General features: G+C 63.7%; 16 protein-coding genes. 9 read left to right on the top strand and 7 right to left on the bottom strand.

The genetic code is table 11. The features are described from left to right. Positions 1-52: 52 nt before the first annotated feature. Positions 53-901, bottom strand: coding sequence for a DUF6454 family protein (locus OC446_RS19545; RefSeq protein ID WP_262030690.1), 849 nt, complete (start codon positions 899-901; stop codon positions 53-55). A gap of 383 nt (positions 902-1284) precedes the next feature. On the opposite strand from OC446_RS19545, the gene OC446_RS19540 reads away from it, so the two are divergent. Continuing rightward, a complete protein-coding gene (locus OC446_RS19540; RefSeq protein ID WP_262030689.1) occupies positions 1285-1734 on the top strand; it encodes a hypothetical protein in 450 nt (149 codons plus the stop codon). A gap of 47 nt (positions 1735-1781) precedes the next feature. Here OC446_RS19540 and OC446_RS19535 read toward each other — a convergent pair whose 3' ends face one another. Then, positions 1782-3593 carry an ABC-F family ATP-binding cassette domain-containing protein gene (locus tag OC446_RS19535; RefSeq protein ID WP_262030688.1) on the bottom strand — a complete coding sequence of 604 codons (1812 nt, stop codon included), beginning with the start codon at positions 3591-3593 and terminating at the stop codon, positions 1782-1784. Positions 3594-3776: 183 nt separating this feature from the next. On the opposite strand from OC446_RS19535, the gene OC446_RS19530 reads away from it, so the two are divergent. After that, a complete protein-coding gene (locus tag OC446_RS19530; protein WP_262030687.1) occupies positions 3777-5840 on the top strand; it encodes a sensor histidine kinase in 2064 nt (687 codons plus the stop codon). Here OC446_RS19530 and OC446_RS19525 read toward each other — a convergent pair. Further along, positions 5824-7251, bottom strand: coding sequence for a coniferyl aldehyde dehydrogenase (locus tag OC446_RS19525; RefSeq protein WP_262030686.1), 1428 nt, complete (start codon positions 7249-7251; stop codon positions 5824-5826). The genes OC446_RS19530 and OC446_RS19525 overlap by 17 nt on opposite strands. 105 nt (positions 7252-7356) lie before the next feature. Between OC446_RS19525 and OC446_RS19520 the strand changes: the two genes are divergently transcribed. The 3 genes from OC446_RS19520 to OC446_RS19510 all read left to right on the top strand — a co-directional run bounded on the left by OC446_RS19520 (position 7357) and on the right by OC446_RS19510 (position 11414). Next, positions 7357-8997: an ABC transporter ATP-binding protein gene (locus tag OC446_RS19520; RefSeq protein ID WP_262030685.1), complete on the top strand. Its 1641-nt coding sequence runs from the start codon at positions 7357-7359 to the stop codon at positions 8995-8997. Positions 8998-9010: 13 nt separating this feature from the next. Then, positions 9011-10483 (top strand): aldehyde dehydrogenase family protein, encoded by a 1473-nt coding sequence (locus OC446_RS19515; protein WP_410055099.1) that lies wholly within the window; start codon positions 9011-9013, stop codon positions 10481-10483. Between the two features lie 181 nt (positions 10484-10664). After that, a complete protein-coding gene (locus OC446_RS19510) occupies positions 10665-11414 on the top strand; it encodes an SDR family oxidoreductase (RefSeq protein ID WP_262030684.1) in 750 nt (249 codons plus the stop codon). A 131-nt stretch (positions 11415-11545) separates the two neighbouring features. Here OC446_RS19510 and OC446_RS19505 read toward each other — a convergent pair whose 3' ends face one another. Next, the gene (locus OC446_RS19505) at positions 11546-11830 is read right to left on the bottom strand and encodes a DUF2218 domain-containing protein (RefSeq protein ID WP_262030683.1); all 285 of its coding nucleotides are present in this window, start codon (positions 11828-11830) and stop codon (positions 11546-11548) included. 195 nt (positions 11831-12025) lie between these two features. On the opposite strand from OC446_RS19505, the gene OC446_RS19500 reads away from it, so the two are divergent. From OC446_RS19500 to OC446_RS19490, 3 genes are all read left to right on the top strand, one after another. Beyond that, the gene (locus OC446_RS19500) at positions 12026-13507 is read left to right on the top strand and encodes an ABC transporter substrate-binding protein (RefSeq protein ID WP_262030682.1); all 1482 of its coding nucleotides are present in this window, start codon (positions 12026-12028) and stop codon (positions 13505-13507) included. A gap of 219 nt (positions 13508-13726) precedes the next feature. Then, a complete protein-coding gene (locus tag OC446_RS19495; protein ID WP_262030716.1) occupies positions 13727-14674 on the top strand; it encodes an ABC transporter permease in 948 nt (315 codons plus the stop codon). Next, entirely contained in the window at positions 14671-15513 is an 843-nt protein-coding gene (locus tag OC446_RS19490; protein WP_262030681.1) for an ABC transporter permease, read from the top strand. Before OC446_RS19495 ends, OC446_RS19490 begins: the two co-directional genes overlap by 4 nt. A 127-nt stretch (positions 15514-15640) precedes the next feature. On the opposite strand, the gene OC446_RS19485 is transcribed toward OC446_RS19490, so the two are convergent. Together OC446_RS19485 and OC446_RS19480 are read right to left on the bottom strand one after the other, a co-directional pair. Continuing rightward, positions 15641-16639, bottom strand: coding sequence for an LLM class flavin-dependent oxidoreductase (locus OC446_RS19485; protein ID WP_262030680.1), 999 nt, complete (start codon positions 16637-16639; stop codon positions 15641-15643). A gap of 167 nt (positions 16640-16806) precedes the next feature. Then, positions 16807-17895, bottom strand: coding sequence for a TRAP transporter substrate-binding protein (locus OC446_RS19480; protein WP_262030679.1), 1089 nt, complete (start codon positions 17893-17895; stop codon positions 16807-16809). 647 nt (positions 17896-18542) lie between these two features. Between OC446_RS19480 and OC446_RS19475 the strand changes: the two genes are divergently transcribed. Beyond that, positions 18543-19217 (top strand): hypothetical protein, encoded by a 675-nt coding sequence (locus OC446_RS19475; protein WP_262030678.1) that lies wholly within the window; start codon positions 18543-18545, stop codon positions 19215-19217. A 91-nt stretch (positions 19218-19308) separates the two neighbouring features. Here the strand turns inward: OC446_RS19475 and OC446_RS19470 are convergent. Continuing rightward, positions 19309-19802: TCP-1/cpn60 chaperonin family protein (locus tag OC446_RS19470; protein WP_315986522.1), on the bottom strand; the 494-nt coding region annotated here is incomplete at its 5' end.

Raw genomic sequence — 19802 nt, 5'->3', positions numbered from 1 at the left:
GCCCGGGCCAGAGGGAGGGTCATGACGTAAGGGCATTCGCTCCTTCAGACGATCACTTCACCTCAGCCTCGTAGATATAGAGCGTGGACTTGTCGTCCTCGGGCATGAAGTAACCGCGGATTCCGGCATCGCTCGCCTCTATCCAGACCGGGTTGTGGGTCATGTCCATGCCGGAGGCCGACCAGAGCAGGACCGGCGTCTGGAACATCGGGCGGCCATCCGCGAGATTGACGAGATCGAGCCCGCCGAGGCGGAACAGAGGGGTGTCCTGATTGACCCGCATCTCGGTGACGCCGGAGCACAGCATGCGGCTTTTGCCGGCATATTTGCAGTCCTGGTAGTCGAGATAGTGCGAGGTGTTGAGCGTCCTCAACTTCTCGGGACTTTCGCTCGCGCTCGTGGGCTTTCCGTTGTCGTCGAGCGACCAGCGGTAGAACCGGCGCGAGCCCCAGCTCACCCCATGCAGGGTTTTGTCATCGGTATTGTGCACCACGCCGCCCACATGGTCGGCGAACCGGAACATCTCCTCGGCCTTCATGGTCTCGGGATCGACCCGGTAGACGATGGAGCGGCTGTTCGGGCGGTACTCGGCCACGGGAACCCAGATGTATTTCCCGTCGTAGTCGATTCCGCCCGGATGATAGATGGTGCCTTCGCCGAGCGTGATCTCGGCAATGAGGTTGCCCTTCATGTCGATCTTGAACAGGTGACCGACGCCGGCGCCCGTGTCGCGGTCATATCCGTCCACCGGCTGAGGAAAGCGCTTCGTCGGCTCCTTGATCTCGACGGACGACACGAACAGCGTATCGCCGATCTTCACCATGCCTTGCGGGTGATGCGTCACGAAGTTGATCGGAACGGCCTCGACCGGCTTCCACTGCGTGCCGCGAGACAGCTTCATCACGCGCTCCGCCAGAACATTACGGTCGGGTTCCGCCGCCCTCAGAACCAAAGGCGCAAACCCGAGGCAGACCATCGTCAGAACCGCAGTCAGGCATTGTCTCGAAAAGCAATTCATCGCGTTCCTCCATCAGTGACGATCCGCTTCTTGAACAAGGGAGCATCGGATCGATCCGATGCTCTTAGCGAGCGGGTGATGTCACTTTAGTGTCGCGTCAGGACGCTCGGCAAATCTGCTCGATCCGTTGTGCCACGACCAACCTTGCTGTGAGGACGATCGCGTCGTGCGTGCTCTTCCACATGTACCGCGATCACTCGCGCCAACCGGTGATGAAACATTAAAACAATGATGTTACATAACGCCATCCGTTTGGAGCGGCATTTATGCGTAATATCCTGAATTACATAACGAATATCTTTGCGGTACCTGCATGCTTCTTCGGCCTCCTCCTCGCAACAATGTGGCTGTTGATCGATTCTCGAGAGTTCGGTCCGTGGAATCCCAAGTATCTGTTCCTCATTCACGGAACGACTGTCGGAAACCTAGGTCTGGTGGAGCCCGTCAACGGAAGCGTGGCCTATATGGGAGAAAGCCAAGACGGTACAGCTCCGGCCTATGCCTATGTGACATTCAAGACCACGTCTTTGCCGGGAGAGATTATCGAGACGTACAATGCCCGTTGCCAGTCCATTGGACTCGCAGCCCAACGACAGACGATCAATCCGCAGAAGTTGGGATTGACATGCGTGCGAGAGGGAGCGGAGGTCGGCGTAACCGCGTCCCGGCTCGACGATGCTACGGAAGTGAGCATCAACGGGTGGGAGTTTAATTGAGCGGTCCGAATGTTCGCGCCTTAAGAACAGAGGCGAATGATCGGCGCCTACCCCTCCAACTCCTCCCGTAGCATTTCGAGTTCCAGCCAGCGTTCCTCGGACGCGTGCAACTCCGTCTGGAGCTGGGTCAGCGCATCCATGGCTTTCTGGAAGCGGGCCGGGTCTCGGGAATAGAGTTCGGGATCGGCCAGGATCTCCTGCACCTTGGCGATTTTGGCTTCCAGCTCTTCCATGCGCTTGGGCAGGGTTTTAAGGTCATGCTGCTCGTTGAAGCCGAGCTTTCGCTTCGAGGCGGGAGAGGACGGACCCGCCTGCTTCTCGGCGGCCCTGGGTTTCGCCTCCTTCTCGACCACACGGGCCTGAACGCCGCGGCCGCGCTGGGCCACCATGTCCGAGTAGCCGCCTGCGTACTCGATCCAGCGCCCCTCGCCCTCGGACACGAGAACGGAACTCACCGTGCGGTCGAGAAAGTCGCGGTCGTGGCTGACCAGGATCACGGTGCCGGAATAATCCTGGATCATCTCTTCCAGGAGATCGAGGGTTTCGAGATCGAGATCGTTGGTAGGCTCGTCGAGCACCAGCAGGTTGGAGGGCTGGGCCAGAGCCCGGGCCAGCATGAGGCGGTTGCGCTCGCCGCCGGAGAGCACTCCCACGGGGGTCCGAGCCTGCTCGGGCGAGAACAGGAAGTCCTTCATGTAGCCGATGACGTGCTTGGTCTGCCCGCCGATGGTGACGGAATCCCCGCGCCCGCCGGTCAGCGTCTCGGCCACCGTGGCATCGGGATCAAGGCTTGCACGGCGCTGGTCGAGGGTGACCATCTGCAGGTTGGAGCCGAGCCGCACCCGCCCCGCGTCCGGTTCCAGGGCGCCGGTGAGCAGGTTGATGAGGGTCGTCTTGCCTGCCCCATTCGGCCCGATGATGCCCAGGCGGTCGCCGCGCAGGACGCGCAGGGACAGGTTCGTCACGATGGGACGGTCGCCGTAGGACTTCGAGATGCCCTCCGCTTCCACCACGAGGGTGCCGGATTGCTCGGCCTCGGCGAGGCTCAAATTGACTGTGCCGACGGCGCGCTGACGGTCCCGATATTGCTGGCGCATGGCGTGGAGATTGCCGAGGCGACGCACATTGCGCTTGCGCCGGGCGGTTACCCCATAACGCAGCCAGTCGGCTTCGGCCACGAGCTTGCGTCCAAGCTTGTGGTGCTCGGCCTCTTCCTGCTCCAGGACCTGATCGCGCCATTCCTCGAAATGAGCAAAGCCCCGGTCCATGCGGCGGGTCCTGCCCCGGTCGAGCCAGATTGTGGCCTGAGACAGGCTCTCCAGGAAGCGGCGGTCGTGGCTGATCAGTACAAGGGCGGACCGCAGGCTCTTCAGTTCGCCTTCCAGCCACTCGATGACTGGAAGGTCGAGATGGTTCGTCGGCTCGTCGAGAAGCAGGATGTCGGGCTGGGGGGCCAGCACATGGGCCAAGGCCGCACGTCGGGCCTCACCGCCGGAGAGATCTGCGGTCTTCTCCTCCCCGGTCAGCCCCAGTTGCTCCACCAGGTAGCGCGCCCGGTAGGGGTCGTCGCCCGGCCCAAGTCCCGCCTCCACATAGGCGAGCGTCGTGGGGTAAGCCGACAGATCGGGCTCCTGCGCCAGATAACGCACGGTCGCGCCTGGTTGCACGAAGCGCTTGCCACGGTCGGCCTCGATGAGGCCTGCGGCGATTTTGAGCAGGGTGGACTTGCCCGAGCCGTTACGGCCGACGAGGCAGGCCCGCTCGCCCGGGGAGACGGACAGTTCGGCGCTCTCGATCAGCGGCGTGCCGCCGAAGGTGAGAGCGATATCCTGAAGGAGAAGAAGAGGAGGAAGCGCCATTCCCGCTCACGTGACACCTCTTCGTCGCAGATGCAAGACCAGTCCCGTTCGATCCGATGCTTCCCTTAGGTCAAGAACATCGTTCCAGCGGAAAACCGGCGCAAGTTTTACGCACGATGCGCTAGAAGGGTGGACGGTCGTTGCCATTTATGGTCCCCTTCCGATGTAAAGCTGAGCGTTTTCATGACACTGACGAGGCGTCTGCTTCTTCTTGCTGTGATTTCGGTTCTTCCCGCGATCGTCATCTGGACTTACACGGAAGTCTCGCTGCGCCGCGCCCGGGAAGCCGAGGTGAGCGAACTCGCCATCAGGCAGGCGCAACTGGTGGACGCGGAGATCGAGCGGATCTTCGATGGGATCCATAGCCTTCTGTTGGCCGTGGACGAGTCTCCGTCCATCCGCTCCTTCGACACGGCGGCGTGCAGCTCCTACATGAAGGCCATTCAGGAGAAGGTGCCCTATGTGCTGTCCTTCGTAGCGATGGACATCAGTGGACACGTTCGCTGCCGCCCGACGGGGACCGTCGACACAAAGCACTATTTTGCCGACCGCTCCTATTTCCATCAAGCTCTGGGAGAGAAAGATCTGGTTGTCGGAGACTATACTCCGGTCTTCGAGGAAGGCGCCCTCGCTCCTCATCCCGTGCTCCCCCTCGCCCTGCCGATCTGGAACGACCGGGGCGACGTGGTTGGAGTCCTGGCCGCGGCGCTCGATCTCAAGTGGCTCGGCCAGAAGCTGAAGGAGCGCACCGTCCCGGGTGACGGCTCCCTGACGGTGGCCGACCGAAGAGGTATCGTTATCGTGCAGAATCCCAACCCGGAGCGCCTGATCGGGAAACTCCTGCCTCCGGAATATATGCGCCAAGCCAAGGCGAAGGGTCTAGGGACAGAGGAAATCACGAGCTTCGACGGAATCCGCCGCATCATCGGCTATATCCCGATCGCCATGCCGCCTCACGACATCTACATCAATGTGGGCCTGTCGACGAAAACCGCCTTCGCGTCCATCAACCAGGCGGCACGGCGTGGCTTCATGCTAATCGCGGCCGCGCTCGTCCTGGCCCTGTCCCTGTCCGCCCTCCTCAGCCGGGCCTTCATCACCAAGCCGTTCGAACTCGTGACCGACGGCATCCGGGCCTGGCGGCAAGGCGATTACCAGGCGCGCATCGACCTGCCGGGAAAATCCGGGGAATTCGGTATCCTGGCACGGGCGTTCAACGATCTGATGGACGACGTGGCCGAGCGCCAGAAGGCCCTTCAGGCCAGCGAGGAGCGCGCGCGCCTCGCTCTGGAAGCCGGGCACATGGGAACCTGGTGGTTCGACCCCAACAAGAATGTCGGCGGCTGGTCCACACAGGCGGCGACGATGCTCGGGCTGGCTCATCACACTGAGACAATGGACAACAAGTACTGGCTGGAAATCCTCCATCCCGAGGACTTGGATCGGGTCATCCAGAAATGGTACGATGCCGTCAAGGACCACGGTGACTACCAGGACGAGTACCGGATCCGGCTCCCGAACGGCAGCTTGCGCTGGATCAACTCCAAGGGACGCGTCTTCTACGATATCCAGAGAAGGCCCGCCTACTTCATCGGCATCTTCCAGGATATCACCGAGCAGAAGCACGCCGAGGAGCAGCAGCGCTTCTTCCTGGACGAGCTGAACCACCGGGTGAAGAACACCCTGACCACGGTGCAATCGATCGCCTCGCAGACCCTTCGCACGACGGAGAGCCCCACCCAGTTCAAGGAGGCCTTCGAGGGTCGCCTGCTCGCGTTGTCGAAGACGCATAACCTGCTGACCCGTAAATCGTGGAGAGAGGCGGAGCTGCGCGACGTAGCGGAGCAGGAACTGGCGCCCTATCGCAAGCAGGGCGACGACCGCGTCGTGCTGACAGGGCCCGATGTCAGGCTTCCGGCGCGCTATGCCATCAATCTCGGATTGGTCCTGCACGAATTGGTGACGAATGCGGCCAAATACGGGGCGCTCTCAACCAATTCGGGGCTTCTGGATGTGAGCTGGTCGGTCGTCGAGAACGAGGGGCATCCGGATCAATTGCGCATCTCCTGGACGGAACGCGGCGGACCTGCCGTGGCGCCGCCGAAACGCCAGGGCTTCGGTTCGCGCCTGATCCGCCGCAGCATCGAGGGCGAGCTCGGCGGCCTCATGGTGCTCAACTTCGCGGAAGGCGGCGTCTCCTACGACATCTCCGTCCCGCTGGCGCATACCTCTAGCGCAGCAGCATAGACAGGAGGCGGTTCATGCGGCCGCCATAGGGCGGCTTCGTCATGCCGGCGCCGTTGAAGCGTGCCTGCCGGAAAACGGACCTCGCATGGCTGAAGGTCCGGAAACCGGCCTCGCCATGGTAGGCGCCCATGCCGCTCGGTCCCACGCCACCAAAGGGCAGCTCCTCCTGCACGCAATGGAGGAGCGTGTCATTGACAGTCACGCCGCCGGAGACGGTCCGCTCGAGGATCCGGTCGATGGTTTTCCGGTCTTGGCTGAAAGGATAAAGCGCGAGCGGATGCGGCCGGGCCGCGATGAAGCGACAGGCCTCATCGAGGTCGTCATAGGGCACGACCGGCAGCAACGGACCGAAGATCTCCTCACGCATGACGAGCGCGTTTTCCGGCACGTCGGTCAGGACCACGGGCGCCATCTTTCGTCTTGTCAGATCGAACGCCTCCCCGCCGGGATTGATCTCGTGCACCCGGGCACCGCAGACCCGGGCATCCGCGACGAGGTGCCGAAGGCGCTCGAAGTGGCGCTCGTTGACGATCGCAGTGTAATCGGGATTGTCCACAAGTGTCGGATAAAGCCGCGCCGCCGCATCGCGAAAGGCTGCGATGAACGCGTCTTCCCTGTCGCGCGGCACGAGAACGTAATCGGGTGCGATGCACGTCTGCCCCGCATTGAACAGCTTGCCCACGGCAATCCGCTCGGCCGCCTTCTCAATCGGATAATCGGCCGCCACCAGGGCGGGGGATTTTCCTCCCAGCTCCAGCGTCACCGGCACGAGGTTCTCGGCGGCGGCCTGCATGACCTGGCGTCCGACCTCCGTGGAGCCGGTGAAGAACAGATGGTCGAGCGTCAGGCGCGCGAAAGCCTTCGCCACGTCCGGCCCACCCTGCACCACGGCGACCTCCGAGGAATCGAACACCTCGCCGATCACCTGTTCCAGAAGGGCGGAGGTCCGCGGCGTGCTTTCGGACGGCTTGATCATGATCCGGTTCCCCGCCGCCAGTGCCCCGGCGAGCGGGGAGAGCGTGAGCTGGACCGGGTAGTTCCAGGGGCTGACGATGCCGACGACACCAAGAGGCTGGTAAAGGACCTGGCCACGCCCCGACTGGAACATGAGCGCGATCGGCTGCCGCCGCGGCTTCATCCAGGCGCGGAAGTGTTTCCGCGCGTGGCGCAGGGCGGCTACCACCGGGTAGATGTCGGCGAGCTTCGTCTCATGGAAGGAGCGGTGCCCGAAATCGGCTGCGATGGCGCTCGCGAAATCATCGGCGCGGCGAAGGATGGCCCGCGCCAGCCCGTCGAGGCCCTGGGCCCGGCGCTCGGGTGTCAGAGGTCCATTTTGGGCCAAGGCGGCGCGCTGTGCATCGAGACAGGCCTGCAGCCTGTCCGTCACCGGGTTTGGAACGACGTCGTGCACGGGGTCGGGGCTCCTCCTGATGAGGGTGATGATATGGCGGAGCCGGCAGCATTCTCAACATGATGCGGGACAAGACGGATTGACGAAGCGGCAGAGATCGCAAGGATGAGCGTCCCTTCTCAGCGGAGCATGATGTTGAGCCCTCCCTCCCCCGTGCTGTCGATCCAGAACCTCTCCATAGGCCTTCCTGCCCTGGCCGACCGGCAGCATGCGATCAGGGACCTGTCGCTCTCCATCGCCCCGGGCGAGACGCTGTGTGTGGTGGGAGAATCCGGATCCGGCAAGTCGATGACCGCCATGGCGACCATCGGGCTTCTGCCGCCGGGCGTTGCGGTCCTGTCCGGTTCGATCGCGCTCGGCGGACGCGATCTCCTGACCCTCGATGAGACCGGCTGGTGCGACGTGCGCGGCCGGGAGGTCGGCACCGTGTTCCAGGAGCCGATGACCTCCCTCAACCCGGTGATGCGGGTGGCGGACCAGATCGCGGAAACCTTCCGGGCCCACGGCCTTTTGAACACGGCCGAACGCGAGAAGCGCGTCCTCGACCTGCTCACCGAGGTCAACCTGCCGAACCCGGAGCTGATCGCGAAAGCCTATCCGCACGAACTCTCAGGCGGCCAGCGCCAGCGGGTGATGATCGCCATGGCCCTCGCCCTGGAGCCGAAGCTCCTGATCGCCGACGAGCCCACGACCGCCCTCGACGTGACCACCCAGGCCCAGGTCCTGAAACTCATCGACAACCTCCGCAGGAAGAAGGGCACGGCGGTCCTTTTCATCACCCACGATTTCGGCGTCGTGGCCGAGATCGCCGATCGGGTCGCCGTGCTTCAGCAGGGCGAACTCGTCGAGCAGGGCTCGGCCGAAGAGGTGCTGACGCGCCCGCAGCATCCCTACACGAAGCGCCTTCTGGCCGCCGTCCCCTCGCTGACGCCGCCTGCCCCGAAGCAGTTTGCCGGACAGCCCATCACCTTGAAGGTCGACAGGCTTACGAAGACCTATGGCGGACGCGGGTTCTTCCGCAGGAGCCGCGAGGTTCAGGCCGCCGATGCGGTGAGCTTCGACATCAGGCGCGGCGAGACCCTGGGCCTCGTGGGCGAGTCCGGCTCCGGCAAATCGACCGTCGGGCGCTGCGTGCTGCGCCTGATCGAGCCGGACGGCGGCGCCATCGCGATCGGCGACGTGAATTTCAGCTCCCTGTCCCAGCGTGAGCTGCGGCCATTCCGCCGCAGGATCCAGATGGTGTTCCAGGATCCCTTCGCCTCCCTCAACCCGCGCCGGACGGTCGGTCGCATCATTGCCGAAGGGCCGATTACCCAAGGGGAAGATCCGACCAAGGCCTTGGAGCAGGCGCGCGTTCTCCTGGAGAAGGTCGGGCTGCCCGCCAAGGCCGTGGAACGTTATCCGCACGAGTTCTCCGGCGGCCAGCGCCAGCGCATCGGCATCGCCCGGGCGCTCGCCATGAAGCCGGACGTACTGGTGGCCGACGAGGCCGTCTCGGCCCTCGATGTCTCGGTCCAGGCGGAGATTCTCAAGCTGATCCGGGGACTTCAGGAAGAACTCGGCCTGGCCATTCTCTTCATCACCCACGATCTGCGGGTCGCCGCCCAGATCTGCGACCGCGTGGCAGTTATGCAAAAAGGCCGGATTGTGGAAATGGCCGAAACCGCGCAACTCTTCGCGCATCCGCGGGCCGCGTATACGCGCCAGCTCCTGGCCGCCGTGCCGGGCATGAACAAGATGATTTAGGGAGACGATATCCGTGAACGATCAGGTCAGCGCGCCCCTCGCGCCCAACATGGTGTTCCAGAACCTCATCGGAGGCCAGGAGCGCCCGGCTTCCGACGGATCGACCCTCGACGTGCTCTCGCCCGTGGACGGCTCGCTCCTCGCCCGGATCGCGGCCGGCACCGCCCACGACATCGACGAGGCCGTGAAGGCCGCCCGCGCGGCCTTCGAAGGCGCCTGGGGTCAGCTGACCGCGACGGAACGCGGGCGCCTGCTCATGAAGCTCGCGGCCGCCGTCGAGGCCCGTGCCGACGAACTCGCCATCCTGGAGAGCCGCGACAACGGCAAGCCCCTGCGCCAGTCCCGCGCCGACGCCATCGCGCTCGCCCGCTATTTCGAGTTCTACGGCAGCGCCGCCGATAAGCTGCACGGGGACGTGATTCCCTATCTCAATACCCATTTCATCGGCGTCGAGCGGGTGCCGCACGGGGTGACCGGCCATATCGTGCCGTGGAACTACCCGATGCAGATCTTCGGCCGCTCCGTCGGCGCCGCGCTCGCGGCCGGCAACGCGACCGTCGTCAAGCCGGCCGAGGACGCCTCGCTGACGATCCTGCGGGTGTCGGCGCTCGCTCGCGAAGTCGGCTTCCCGGACGGCGCGCTCAATGTGGTGACGGGACTGGGCCGCACGGCGGGTGCGGCGCTCGCCGGCCATCCGGGCATCGACTTCCTGTCCTTCACCGGCAGCCCGGAGACCGGAACCGCTGTCCAAACCGCGGCAGCCCGGAACCATGTGGGTGTCACCCTCGAACTCGGCGGCAAGTCGGCCCAGCTCGTCTTCGACGACGCGGACCTCGAACGCGCCCTCCCCGCCCTCGTGAACGCCATCATCCAGAACGGCGGCCAGACCTGCTCGGCCGGCAGTCGCCTGCTGATCCAGCGCGGCATCTTCCAGGACGTGGTCGACGCTGTCGCCGAACGCTTCCGGACGCTCCGCGCCGGACATCCCGAGCGCGAGCCCGATCTCGGACCGATGATCAATCAGGCCCAGCAGCGGCGCGTCCTCGGGTACCTGGAGCGGGGTCGCAACGAGGGTCTCGAGATCATCGGAGAAGGCGTGGTGGCGCTCGATGCCCCGACCGGCGGCTATTACGTGGCGCCCGCCTTCCTGGCGCCGGTTCCGCATGAAAGCCTCCTGTCCCAGGAAGAGGTCTTCGGCCCCGTCCTGGTGGCGACGCCCTTTGACGACGAGGCCGACGCGACCCGGCTCGCCAACGGCACGCCCTACGGCCTTGCCGCGGGCGTGTGGACGCGCGACGCCATGCGCTCGACCCGGGTCGCCCGCGCCATTCGGGCGGGTCAGGTCTTCGTGAACTGCTATGGCGCCGGCGGCGGCATCGAGCTGCCCTTCGGCGGCTTCGGGCGCTCGGGCCATGGCCGCGAGAAGGGCTTCGAGGGCCTGGTCGAGTTCACGACGACCAAGACGCTCGTCATCGCGCATGGGTAGGCGGACACGGCTCGTCCCTCCCACGTCACCGGCCTTGTGCCGGTGATCTCGATGGATTGAAGCGACGCGCCTCATCGCATCGAGAGGGCCGGCGCAAGGCCGGCCATGACGTCGTGAAACGATTCGTCCGCTTCGTTACCCCCCACAAACGGGGAAAAGCACATATTGAAAGGGAAGAAACATGAATCGCCTTGAAGGCAAGGTGGCGCTGGTCACGGGCGCCGGCTCCGGTTTTGGTCTGGGCATCGCTGAAACCTTCGCCCGAGAGGGCGCGAAGGTCGCGATCATCGATATCAACGAGGCGGCCGCCAAAGCCGCCGCGGAGAAGATCGGCTCGTCGGCGATCGGCCTTGCCGCCGACGTCTCCAAGGCCGCCGACGTGAATGATGCCGTGGAGAAGACCGTCGCGGCCTTCGGCAAGCTCGATATCGTGGTCAACAACGCGGGCATCAGCCACCGCAACCGACCGATGCTTGAAGTGGAGGAAGACGAGTTCGACCGGGTCTTCGCGGTCAACGTGAAGTCGATCTATCTCTTTGCCAGGGCCGCCGTGCCGCTGATGCAGAAGCAGGGCGGCGGCGCGATCATCAATGTGGGCTCGACCGCAGGCCTGCGCCCGCGTCCTGGTCTCACTTGGTACAACAGCACCAAGGGTGCCGTGCACACCATGACCAAATCCATGGCCGTGGAACTCGCCCCCAGCAAGGTCCGCGTCTGCGCCCTCGCCCCCGTGGCTGGCGAGACGCCGCTGCTCGCCACCTTCATGGGAGAGGACACGCCCCAGAAGCGCGAGCTCTTCGTCAACTCGATCCCGCTCGGCCGCTTCTCGACCCCCCAGGACATCGCCAACGCGGCCCTCTACCTTGCGTCTGACGAGGCGAGCATGATCACCGGCGTGGTGCTGGAGGTCGACGGCGGGCGGTGCATCTAGCACCCCTCCGACCTCATCACCGGCCTTCTGCCGGTGATCTCGATTGTTTGAAGCGTTGAGCCTCACCGTATCGGGATGGCCGGGTCAAGCCCGGCCATGACATAGAGAACCTCTGCCACAAACCAGTCTCATTAAGCCTTCCACTCGAACGGCAGCGGAGCCTCCTTGAAAGCGAAGCGGTCCAAGTGGGACGCGACGACACCTTTTATCCGCTGAAGCGTCTCGTCGTCCTCGGCTTCCAAGCTTACCGTCAGGCTATCGGGAGAAGCCGTCATCGTCGCGACGGCGGCGGGGAAGCGGACGATCCCCTCGTTCTCCGAGAGCTGAACGTCCAGCTTGTGGCTCCAGTGCTTGCAGATCTGCTGAAGGTATCGGGCACCGTGCGCGGTAGGCACCCGTGCGGTCTCAAGAGCCATGGCAAAGCCTTTCATTCCGCCCGGTATCATGAAACGGGCAGCCCCGGCGGATCTCTTCGACCTGATGCTTAAGTCTCAGAGCCGCCGAAGTTAAGTGAAGAATCGGTAATGAGCATCTTCCATCCGGCGCGGTCCTGCGTAAGCTGAGGCCACCGCGACCTGTCGCATCTCCCACTGGATGGAGTTCAAGCCCTGATGACGAAGCGCCTCCTGACTGCCGCTCTCCTTCTCACCGTCAGCGTCATCCCGGCCTTTGCCGCCAAAACCTCCCTCGTGGTGGGAATGCCCATCGAGCCGCCGGGACTGGATCCGACGATCGCCGCTCCCGTGGCCATCCGCGAAGTGACGTGGGTCAACCTCTACGAGGGCCTGGTGCGCATCGACCGGGCCGGCAAGATTCAGCCGCTGCTGGCGAAGAGCTGGGAGGTCACGCCGGACGGGCTGACCTATACGTTCCACCTTCAGGAAGGCGTGAAATTCCATGACGGTTCGGCTTTCGATTCGGCCGATGTGAAATTCGCCTTCGACCGCGCCCGCGATCCGAAATCGACCAACGCGCAGAAGCAGATCTTTGCGCCGATCACCTCCATCGAAACGCCCGATCCGGCGACCGTGGTGATCAAGCTCAAGGAGACTTCGGGCAACTTCCTCTATTATCTCGGCTGGGGCGACGCGGTGATCGTGGCGCCCGAAAGCGCGGCGAACAATGCCGCCAATCCGGTCGGCACCGGACCCTTCAAGTTCAAGTCCTGGACGCGCGGCGACCGGGTGGATCTCGTGCGCAACCCGGATTACTGGCAGAAGGACAAGACCAAGCTCGAGAGCGTCACCTTCCGTTTCATCAGTGACGCGCAGGCCCAGGTGGCGGCTCTCAAGGCCGGCGATGTGGATGCCTTCCCCAATCTCGGCGCGCCGGAACTCTTCGCCGAGTTTCAGAAGGATTCGCGCTTCAAGGCCGTGGCGGGCAATACGGAGGGCGAGATCGTCGCCGGCATGAACAATGCCAAGAAGCCCTTCGACGACGTGCGCGTACGCCGCGCCCTGATGCATGCGGTGGATCGCAAGGCGCTGATCGAGGGCGCCTATTCGGGCTTCGGACAGCCCATCGGCAGCTTCTTCTCTCCCAACAATCCGGCCTTCGTGGATATGACGGGCGTCGTTCCCTACGACCCCGAGAAGGCGAAGGCCCTTCTGAAGGAGGCGGGATTCGGCAACGGCCTGTCGATCTCCATCAAGAGCCCGCAGATGGCCTATGCCAGCCGCTCGGCGGAATTACTCTCCGCGATGCTGTCAGAAGTCGGGGTCGATCTGAAGATCATCCCGACGGAATTCCCGGCAAAATGGATCGAGGAGGTGTTCAAGGCCAAGGACTACGACATGACCATCGTGGCCCATACGGAACCGCTCGACATCGATATCTTCGCCCGCGACAACTATTACTTCAATTACAAGAACGACACGTTCAAGGCGCTGGTGGCGGACGCAGCCAAGACCACCGACGAGAAGGCGCGCTACGCGAAATATGCCGAAGCGCAGAAGATCCTGGCCGAGGATGTCCCTGCCCTCTTCCTGTTCCAGCTGCCGAAGCTCGGCGTATGGAACGCGAAAGTGCAGGGCCTGTGGGAGAACTCGCCGATCCCGTCGAACGACGTGACGGATGTTTCGTGGACGGAGTGACGCGACGCAGGGTCTTGCGCCAATTCCTGTGAAAACCCCTAGCACGCCATGGCCGTGCCCGGACTTGATCCGGGGACGGCCATCCCGATTGGAAGAACGCCTCGCTCTTCGGATCGGGATCACCGGCCCAAGGACGGTGACGATGCCATGGGTTACCCTCGATCAGCCCACCCATCTCACCCGCACTCCTGAAGGGTGGGAACGGACAGTACCTGAATGATGCTGCGTCTCATCACCTCGCGCCTCGTCTCGCTGGCGGTCACGCTGCTGGCCGTCTCGCTGGCGATCTTTCTCATCCTGGAAGTGCTCCCCGGCGATCCGGCGGCCATCATGCTCGGCACGGCCGCCCGTGAGGACACGCTCGCAGCCTTGAGGCAGGAGCTCGGCCTCGATCAGCCGGCGCTCGTGCGCTACCTGCACTGGATCGGCGGGATCCTGCACGGCGATCTTGGACAGTCGATCACCTACAAGATGCCGGTATCGACGCTCGTGGCCGAGCGCATGAACGTGACGCTGCCGCTGAGCCTGCTCGCAATCCTGATCTCCACCGCGCTCGCCTTGCCGCTGGGCGTCGCGGCCGCGGCGCGACGCGATGGGATCGTGGACCGTGCCGTGCTCGTGTTCAGCCAGCTCGGCGTAGCAGTGCCGAATTTCTGGATCGGCCTTCTGTTCATTCTCTTCTTCTCGACTTGGCTGGGCTGGTTTCCCGCTGGCGGCTTCCCTGGCTGGAGCGCTGGAGTGTGGCCGGCCCTCCAGGCGCTTCTTCTCCCGGCCGTGGCGCTCGCCCTGCCGCAGGCTGCCGTGCTCACGCGCGTCACGCGGTCGGCGACGCTCGAGGTGATCGGCGCAGATTTCGTGCGCACCGCCCGTGCCAAAGGGGTCGACAGAGGCGGTACCTTGCGCAGGCACGTGGTGCCGAATGCGCTCATTCCCGTCACGACGATCCTCGGCCTGCAGCTCTCGTTCTTCTTCGGCGGCGCGATCCTGGTCGAGAACGTGTTCAATCTGCCCGGCCTCGGACGGCTCGCCTATCAGGCGCTCAACCAGCGCGACCTCGTGGTGATCAAGGACATCGTGCTGATCTTTTCCGGACTTGTGATCGTCGTGAACTTCATCGTCGATATCGGCTATGCCATCCTCGACCCGCGCCTGAGAGGCCGGGCATGATCAAGCGTTCCCGCATCCCGCTGAACTCCGCCCTTGTCATCGGAGGCATCCTCACGGCGCTCCTGATCATCACCGCCCTCGTGTCGCTGGTCTGGACACCGGAAGTGCCGACGCGCGTCCGCATCGCCATGCGCCTGAAGGCTCCGGGAGAGGTCGGCATCCTCGGCACCGATCATTTCGGACGTGACGTCGCTTCGCTCCTCATGGTCGGAGCATGGAACTCGCTCGCCATCGCGTGGCCGGCGGTTCTACTGGGAGCGGCCATCGGTACCGCCATCGGCTGCGCGGCCGCCGCCTGGAAGGGCATCGCCGACGAGGTTGCCATGCGTGTCTCGGACGTGGTCTTCGCCTTTCCCGCCGTGCTCTCCGCCATCATGATCGGCGCCCTGGTGGGCTCCGGCCCGCTCGCGGCGATCCTGGCGATCGCAGTGTTCAACATCCCCGTCTTCGCCCGCGTCACGCGCGGCGTCGCGCTTCAGGTCTGGACGCTCGACTACATCGCGGCGGCTCGCGCCATCGGCAAGCATCCGCTGCGGATCACCTGGGAAGACGTGATGCCCAATATCGCGGGCGCGCTGATCGTCCAGGTGACGATTCAGCTGGCGCTGGCCATCCTAACGGAAGCGGGCCTGAGCTATCTGGGCCTGGGCGTACGCCCACCCAATCCGAGCTGGGGCCGCATGCTGAGCGATGCGCAGACCTATCTCTCGCAGGCTCCCCACCTCGCCATCGCGCCGGGCATCGCCATCGCACTCTCGGTATTGGGGCTGAACCTCCTGGGGGACGGTTTGCGCGATGCGCTCGATCCGACACTGAAGGGGCGTGGCGCGGCGGCTTAGGGAACGGCACCTTCCACACCCACTTACATGTCATCACCGGCCTTGTGCCGGTGATCCCGATAGCTCGAAACGCTGAGCTTCACCGTATCGAGATGGCCGGCACAAGACCGGCCATGACGGAAAGAGCTTACGCCGCCTTCTTCATCCCCTTGTGGACCTCGCTGAGAATCTCATAAGAGCGCAGGCGCTTGGAATGGTCGTAGATCGCGGCCGCGACCATCACTTCATCGGCGCCCGTCTGCGCGATGAAACCCTCCAGGCCTTCCTGCACCGTTCTGGCCGAGCCGACGAAGGAGCAAGATAGCATGTTCATGGCCTGCGCCTTCTCGTGCGGCGCCCAATAGCTCTCGATGTCGTCGATGGGCGGCTGGAGCTTGCCGCGGGCGCCGCGGAACAGGTTGGTGAAGGATTGTTGCGCCGAGGTAAAGAGATGGCGTGCCTCCTCGTCCGTGTCGGCAGCGATCACGTTGACGCCCACCATGGCATAGGGCCTGTCGAGCTGGGCCGAGGGCTGGAAGCGCTCGCGATAGACCTGGAGCGCCTGCATCAGGGCGCCGGGCGCGAAATGCGACGCGAAGGCATAAGGCAGGCCCAGCATGGCTGCGAGCTGCGCACCGAACAGGCTTGAGCCGAGAATCCAAATCGGCACGTTCGAACCCGCTCCTGGCACAGCCTGGATCACCTGATCCGCCTGGACGGGGCCGAGAAGCGCCTGCAGTTCGAGCACGTCCTGCGGGAAGGTATCGGCCGATGTGGGATCCCGGCGCAGCGCGCGCAGGGTGCGCTGGTCCGTACCCGGAGCGCGGCCGACGCCGAGATCGATACGCCCCGGGAACAGGGCGTCGAGAGTGCCGAACTGCTCGGCGATCACCAGGGGCGAATGGTTCGGCAACATGATGCCGCCCGCGCCGATCCGCATCGTCTTCGTGCCGCCCGCCACGTGCGCGATCACGACACTCGTCGCGGCGCTCGCGATGCCGACCATGTTGTGATGCTCGGCGAGCCAATAGCGATTGTAACCCCAGGCTTCAGCATGCTGCGCCAGGTCGAGCGTGTTACGCAAGGCATCGGAGGGCGTGAAGCCCTCGGGAACGGGCGCGAGATCGAGGACCGAAAAGGGAGGCATGAATCATCTTTCTAGTGCGGTTCAAAGCCGAACAAGGGTTGCCATGAGATCATCATTCCATCGGCCGGATGCAACCCTGCAGCCCCCCGTTTGAGGCACACCAGCCCTGCAACGGAAAAACCGGGCGCCTGGGCGCCGGGTTTTTCACTGAAATAATCGCTTCGACCTCAGCCGCGGGTGCGTGCGCGGATCATGTAGGTGTCGAAGGCGTATTCGGCGACTTGGAACCAAAGATATTCCTCGTTGCGGAAGGCGCGGAGCGAGTCGATCATCTTCTTGAAATCCGCGTTCTGCGCGGAGATCTCCGCATAGACCTCGTTCGTCGCCTTGTAGGCGGCGTCGAGGATCTCCTGCGAGAAGGGACGCAGCTGGGCGCCGGCGCCGACCAAGCTGCGCAGGGCGGCCGGGTTCTTGGCGTCGTACTTGGCCAGCATGTCCATGTTGGCGGCCATGCAGCCTGCCTGAAGGATCGCCTGATAGTTCTTCGGCAAGGATTCCCACTTGCCCTTGTTGAAGAGGAAGTGGAGCGTCAGACCGCCTTCCCAGAAACCCGGATAGTAGTAATACGGCGCAACTTTCTGGAAGCCGAGCTTCTCGTCGTCATAGGGGCCGATCCACTCGGCCGCATCGATGGTGCCGCGCTCCAGGGACGGGTAGATGTCGCCTCCCGCGACCTGCTGCGGGATGACGCCGAGCTTCGCCATCACCTGGCCGGCGATGCCCGCGATGCGCATCTTGAGGCCCTTCAGGTCCTCGACGGTCTTGATCTCCTTGCGGAACCAGCCACCCATCTGTGTGCCCGTGTTGCCGCCCGGCAGGGCATAGAGGTTGTGCTTCGCCATGAAGTCGTTGACGAGGCCGATGCCGCCACCGTGGTACTGCCAGGCATTGAGCTGGCGGGCATTGAGCGTGAACGGCACCGCAGCGGCTGCCGCGAAGGTCGGATCCTTGCCGACGTAGTAGTAGGCGGCCGTGTGGGCCATCTCGACCGTGCCGGCAGAGACGGCGTCCGCCGCCTGGAAGGTGCCGACAATCTCACCGGCGGAGAAGGGCTGGATCTGGAACTTGCCTTCCGTCGCTTCCGAGACGTACTTCGCCAGGAAGTCGGCTCCGCCATAGATGGTGTCGAGCGACTTCGGGAAGCCCGACGTCAGACGCCACCGGATTTCTGGGTTGGACTGGGCAATGGCGGGCTTGGCCACCGCGCCGGCAGCAAGGCCTGCGCCGGCGGTTGCGAGAAAATGACGGCGTTTCATCGGAGCCTACTCCAGTTCGAGGGCTGTCGCGCTTTGAGGAAGAGTCGGTAACAAGGGAAGGCTGATCCCGAGTAAAGTTAGACTAAAGATGAATTATGCATAGCGACCGAGCAGCCAGACGGATGCCGCACTGCCCGGGCCCTCAACAATTTAACACGCAACCTGTTGATATGTTGGGGATGTTGCGGAAAGTGACGGACCCGACAAATCAGAGAACAAGATTTCAAAAGCGTGTAGGCATGAATTCAATGCAAGGGCCGCCTGCCAAGTTTGCATAGACCGCATGGCGGATCGATAGAAGCCAGAGATTGGCTCGATTTCCGCTCCGCCTCTCCCCGCGCCGCCCAACTTCAACATGATATATAGTAAGTGAAATTAATCATCTTTTCGATAGAAGGTTCTCATCGAGTAAATAACATCTATCTGTAAAAATTACTTAAGAATGCATCAGTATCACCAAATGATACCTCTTACGAGGCATGCGTTTACTGTCCAAAAAACACATATTTGCCACATTCTTTAATTGAGCTTTACCCAAGCAAGGGGAAGAGCCAGCGTGCTCTTATAGGCCGATGAACAGAACGCTCGTTTTGCTTGGAGCTTCCATCGTTACGCTCGGAATTATTTCCAGCAGCGCGGAGGCCAGGTTGGTCCGCTACGAGATCAACGGAAAGCACTATTCCTACAGCACGAACAATCGCGCCCAGGTGGTCGAGGCCAGGAAGCGGATTGCAGCGGCAAAGGCGGCGGAAGTCGCAAAGGCCAAGGCCGAAGCGGAAAAGGCCAAGAATCCGCTTGTGGCGGCCTTCGGCTCGGCGACACAGAAGGAAGCCACGGAGGCCCATGAGCGCCTTCAGAAAATCCTGTCCGGTCCGACGGAGTACATGGCGGTCTCCCAGACCGCACGCGATTCCGATAGGAAGCCCCAGGAGAAGCAGCCCACACAGGCCTCCGCCGCCAAGCCTCAGCAGCCTGTGACAGTCGTTCGCGTCCCAGCCAAGCCGATCCTGGCCTCTGCTTCGACCGCCGTGGCCTCCCTCGTGATCGCCGAACCGGTCGACCCGCAGCGCCGGACGAAGGTGAAGTCCGTTTCCTTCGACGTCCAGAGCGGGATCAAGACGACGATCATGATCGACGGTACCATCGAAGAGGAGCCGTTCGACAGCAGCGCCCTCACCTTCCTGGCTCCCGAGCCCGAGAAGGTAAGCAGCCTCATGGCCTTCGTGAACCAGTTGCGCAGGACGGCGCCAGAGGACACGACCGGCTCGATCAGAACCAGCGTGGCCGAGCCCGAAAATACGAGCCTGATCCGCCATCGGTAGAAGCCGAAGCCATTGACTCTCGGTTCCATCGCCCAAAGAAAACGGCGCCGCGACATGCGGCGCCGCTCGTCTTACAACTCGGTGCGGGAGCTTAGAAGTCCATGCCGCCGGCCGGCATGGCGGGGGCGGCCTCCTTCTTGGGCTTCTCGGCAATCATGGCCTCGGTGGTGATGAGAAGGCCCGCGACGGAAGCGGCATCCTCGAGGGCGACACGCACGACCTTCGCCGGATCGATGATGCCGAATTTGTAGAGGTCGCCGTACTCGCCGGTCTGGGCGTTCCAGCCGGCGGCGTAATCGGACGCTTCCGCCACCTTGCCGACGATCACGGACCCGTCCTCGCCCGCGTTCAGAGCGATCTGGCGCGCCGGAGCCTGGAGAGCGCGGCGCACGATCTCGACGCCGGTCTTTTGGTCGGCGTTGGCCGGCTTCACCGTTTCGAGGGCCTTGAGGGCGCGCAGCAGTGCGACGCCGCCGCCGGGCAGGATACCCTCTTCGACGGCCGCCTTGGTGGCATGCATGGCGTCGTCCACGCGGTCCTTCTTCTCCTTCACCTCGACCTCGGTCGCGCCGCCGACGCGGATCA

The sequence above is a fragment of the Microvirga sp. Mcv34 genome (genome assembly GCF_024519725.1).
GTDB lineage: Bacteria > Pseudomonadota > Alphaproteobacteria > Rhizobiales > Beijerinckiaceae > Microvirga.
The sequence above is the reverse complement of the archived record's forward strand: the minus strand, read 5'-3'. Positions and strand labels throughout refer to the sequence as shown.

Bases quoted from the DNA above. Each gene is read 5' to 3' on its own strand.
- OC446_RS19490 (WP_262030681.1), top strand. From the start codon at position 14,671: ATGATCAAGCGTTCCCGCATCCCGCTGAACTCCGCCCTTGTCATCGGA.
- OC446_RS19500 (WP_262030682.1), top strand. From the start codon at position 12,026: ATGACGAAGCGCCTCCTGACTGCCGCTCTCCTTCTCACCGTCAGCGTC.
- OC446_RS19545 (WP_262030690.1), bottom strand. From the start codon at position 901: ATGAAGCTGTCTCGCGGCACGCAGTGGAAGCCGGTCGAGGCCGTTCCG.
- OC446_RS19535 (WP_262030688.1), bottom strand. From the start codon at position 3,593: ATGGCGCTTCCTCCTCTTCTTCTCCTTCAGGATATCGCTCTCACCTTC.
- OC446_RS19510 (WP_262030684.1), top strand. From the start codon at position 10,665: ATGAATCGCCTTGAAGGCAAGGTGGCGCTGGTCACGGGCGCCGGCTCC.
- OC446_RS19495 (WP_262030716.1), top strand. From the start codon at position 13,727: ATGCTGCGTCTCATCACCTCGCGCCTCGTCTCGCTGGCGGTCACGCTG.
- OC446_RS19485 (WP_262030680.1), bottom strand. From the start codon at position 16,639: ATGCCTCCCTTTTCGGTCCTCGATCTCGCGCCCGTTCCCGAGGGCTTC.
- OC446_RS19480 (WP_262030679.1), bottom strand. From the start codon at position 17,895: ATGAAACGCCGTCATTTTCTCGCAACCGCCGGCGCAGGCCTTGCTGCC.
- OC446_RS19530 (WP_262030687.1), top strand. From the start codon at position 3,777: ATGACACTGACGAGGCGTCTGCTTCTTCTTGCTGTGATTTCGGTTCTT.
- OC446_RS19505 (WP_262030683.1), bottom strand. From the start codon at position 11,830: ATGGCTCTTGAGACCGCACGGGTGCCTACCGCGCACGGTGCCCGATAC.
- OC446_RS19520 (WP_262030685.1), top strand. From the start codon at position 7,357: ATGAGCGTCCCTTCTCAGCGGAGCATGATGTTGAGCCCTCCCTCCCCC.
- OC446_RS19540 (WP_262030689.1), top strand. From the start codon at position 1,285: ATGCGTAATATCCTGAATTACATAACGAATATCTTTGCGGTACCTGCA.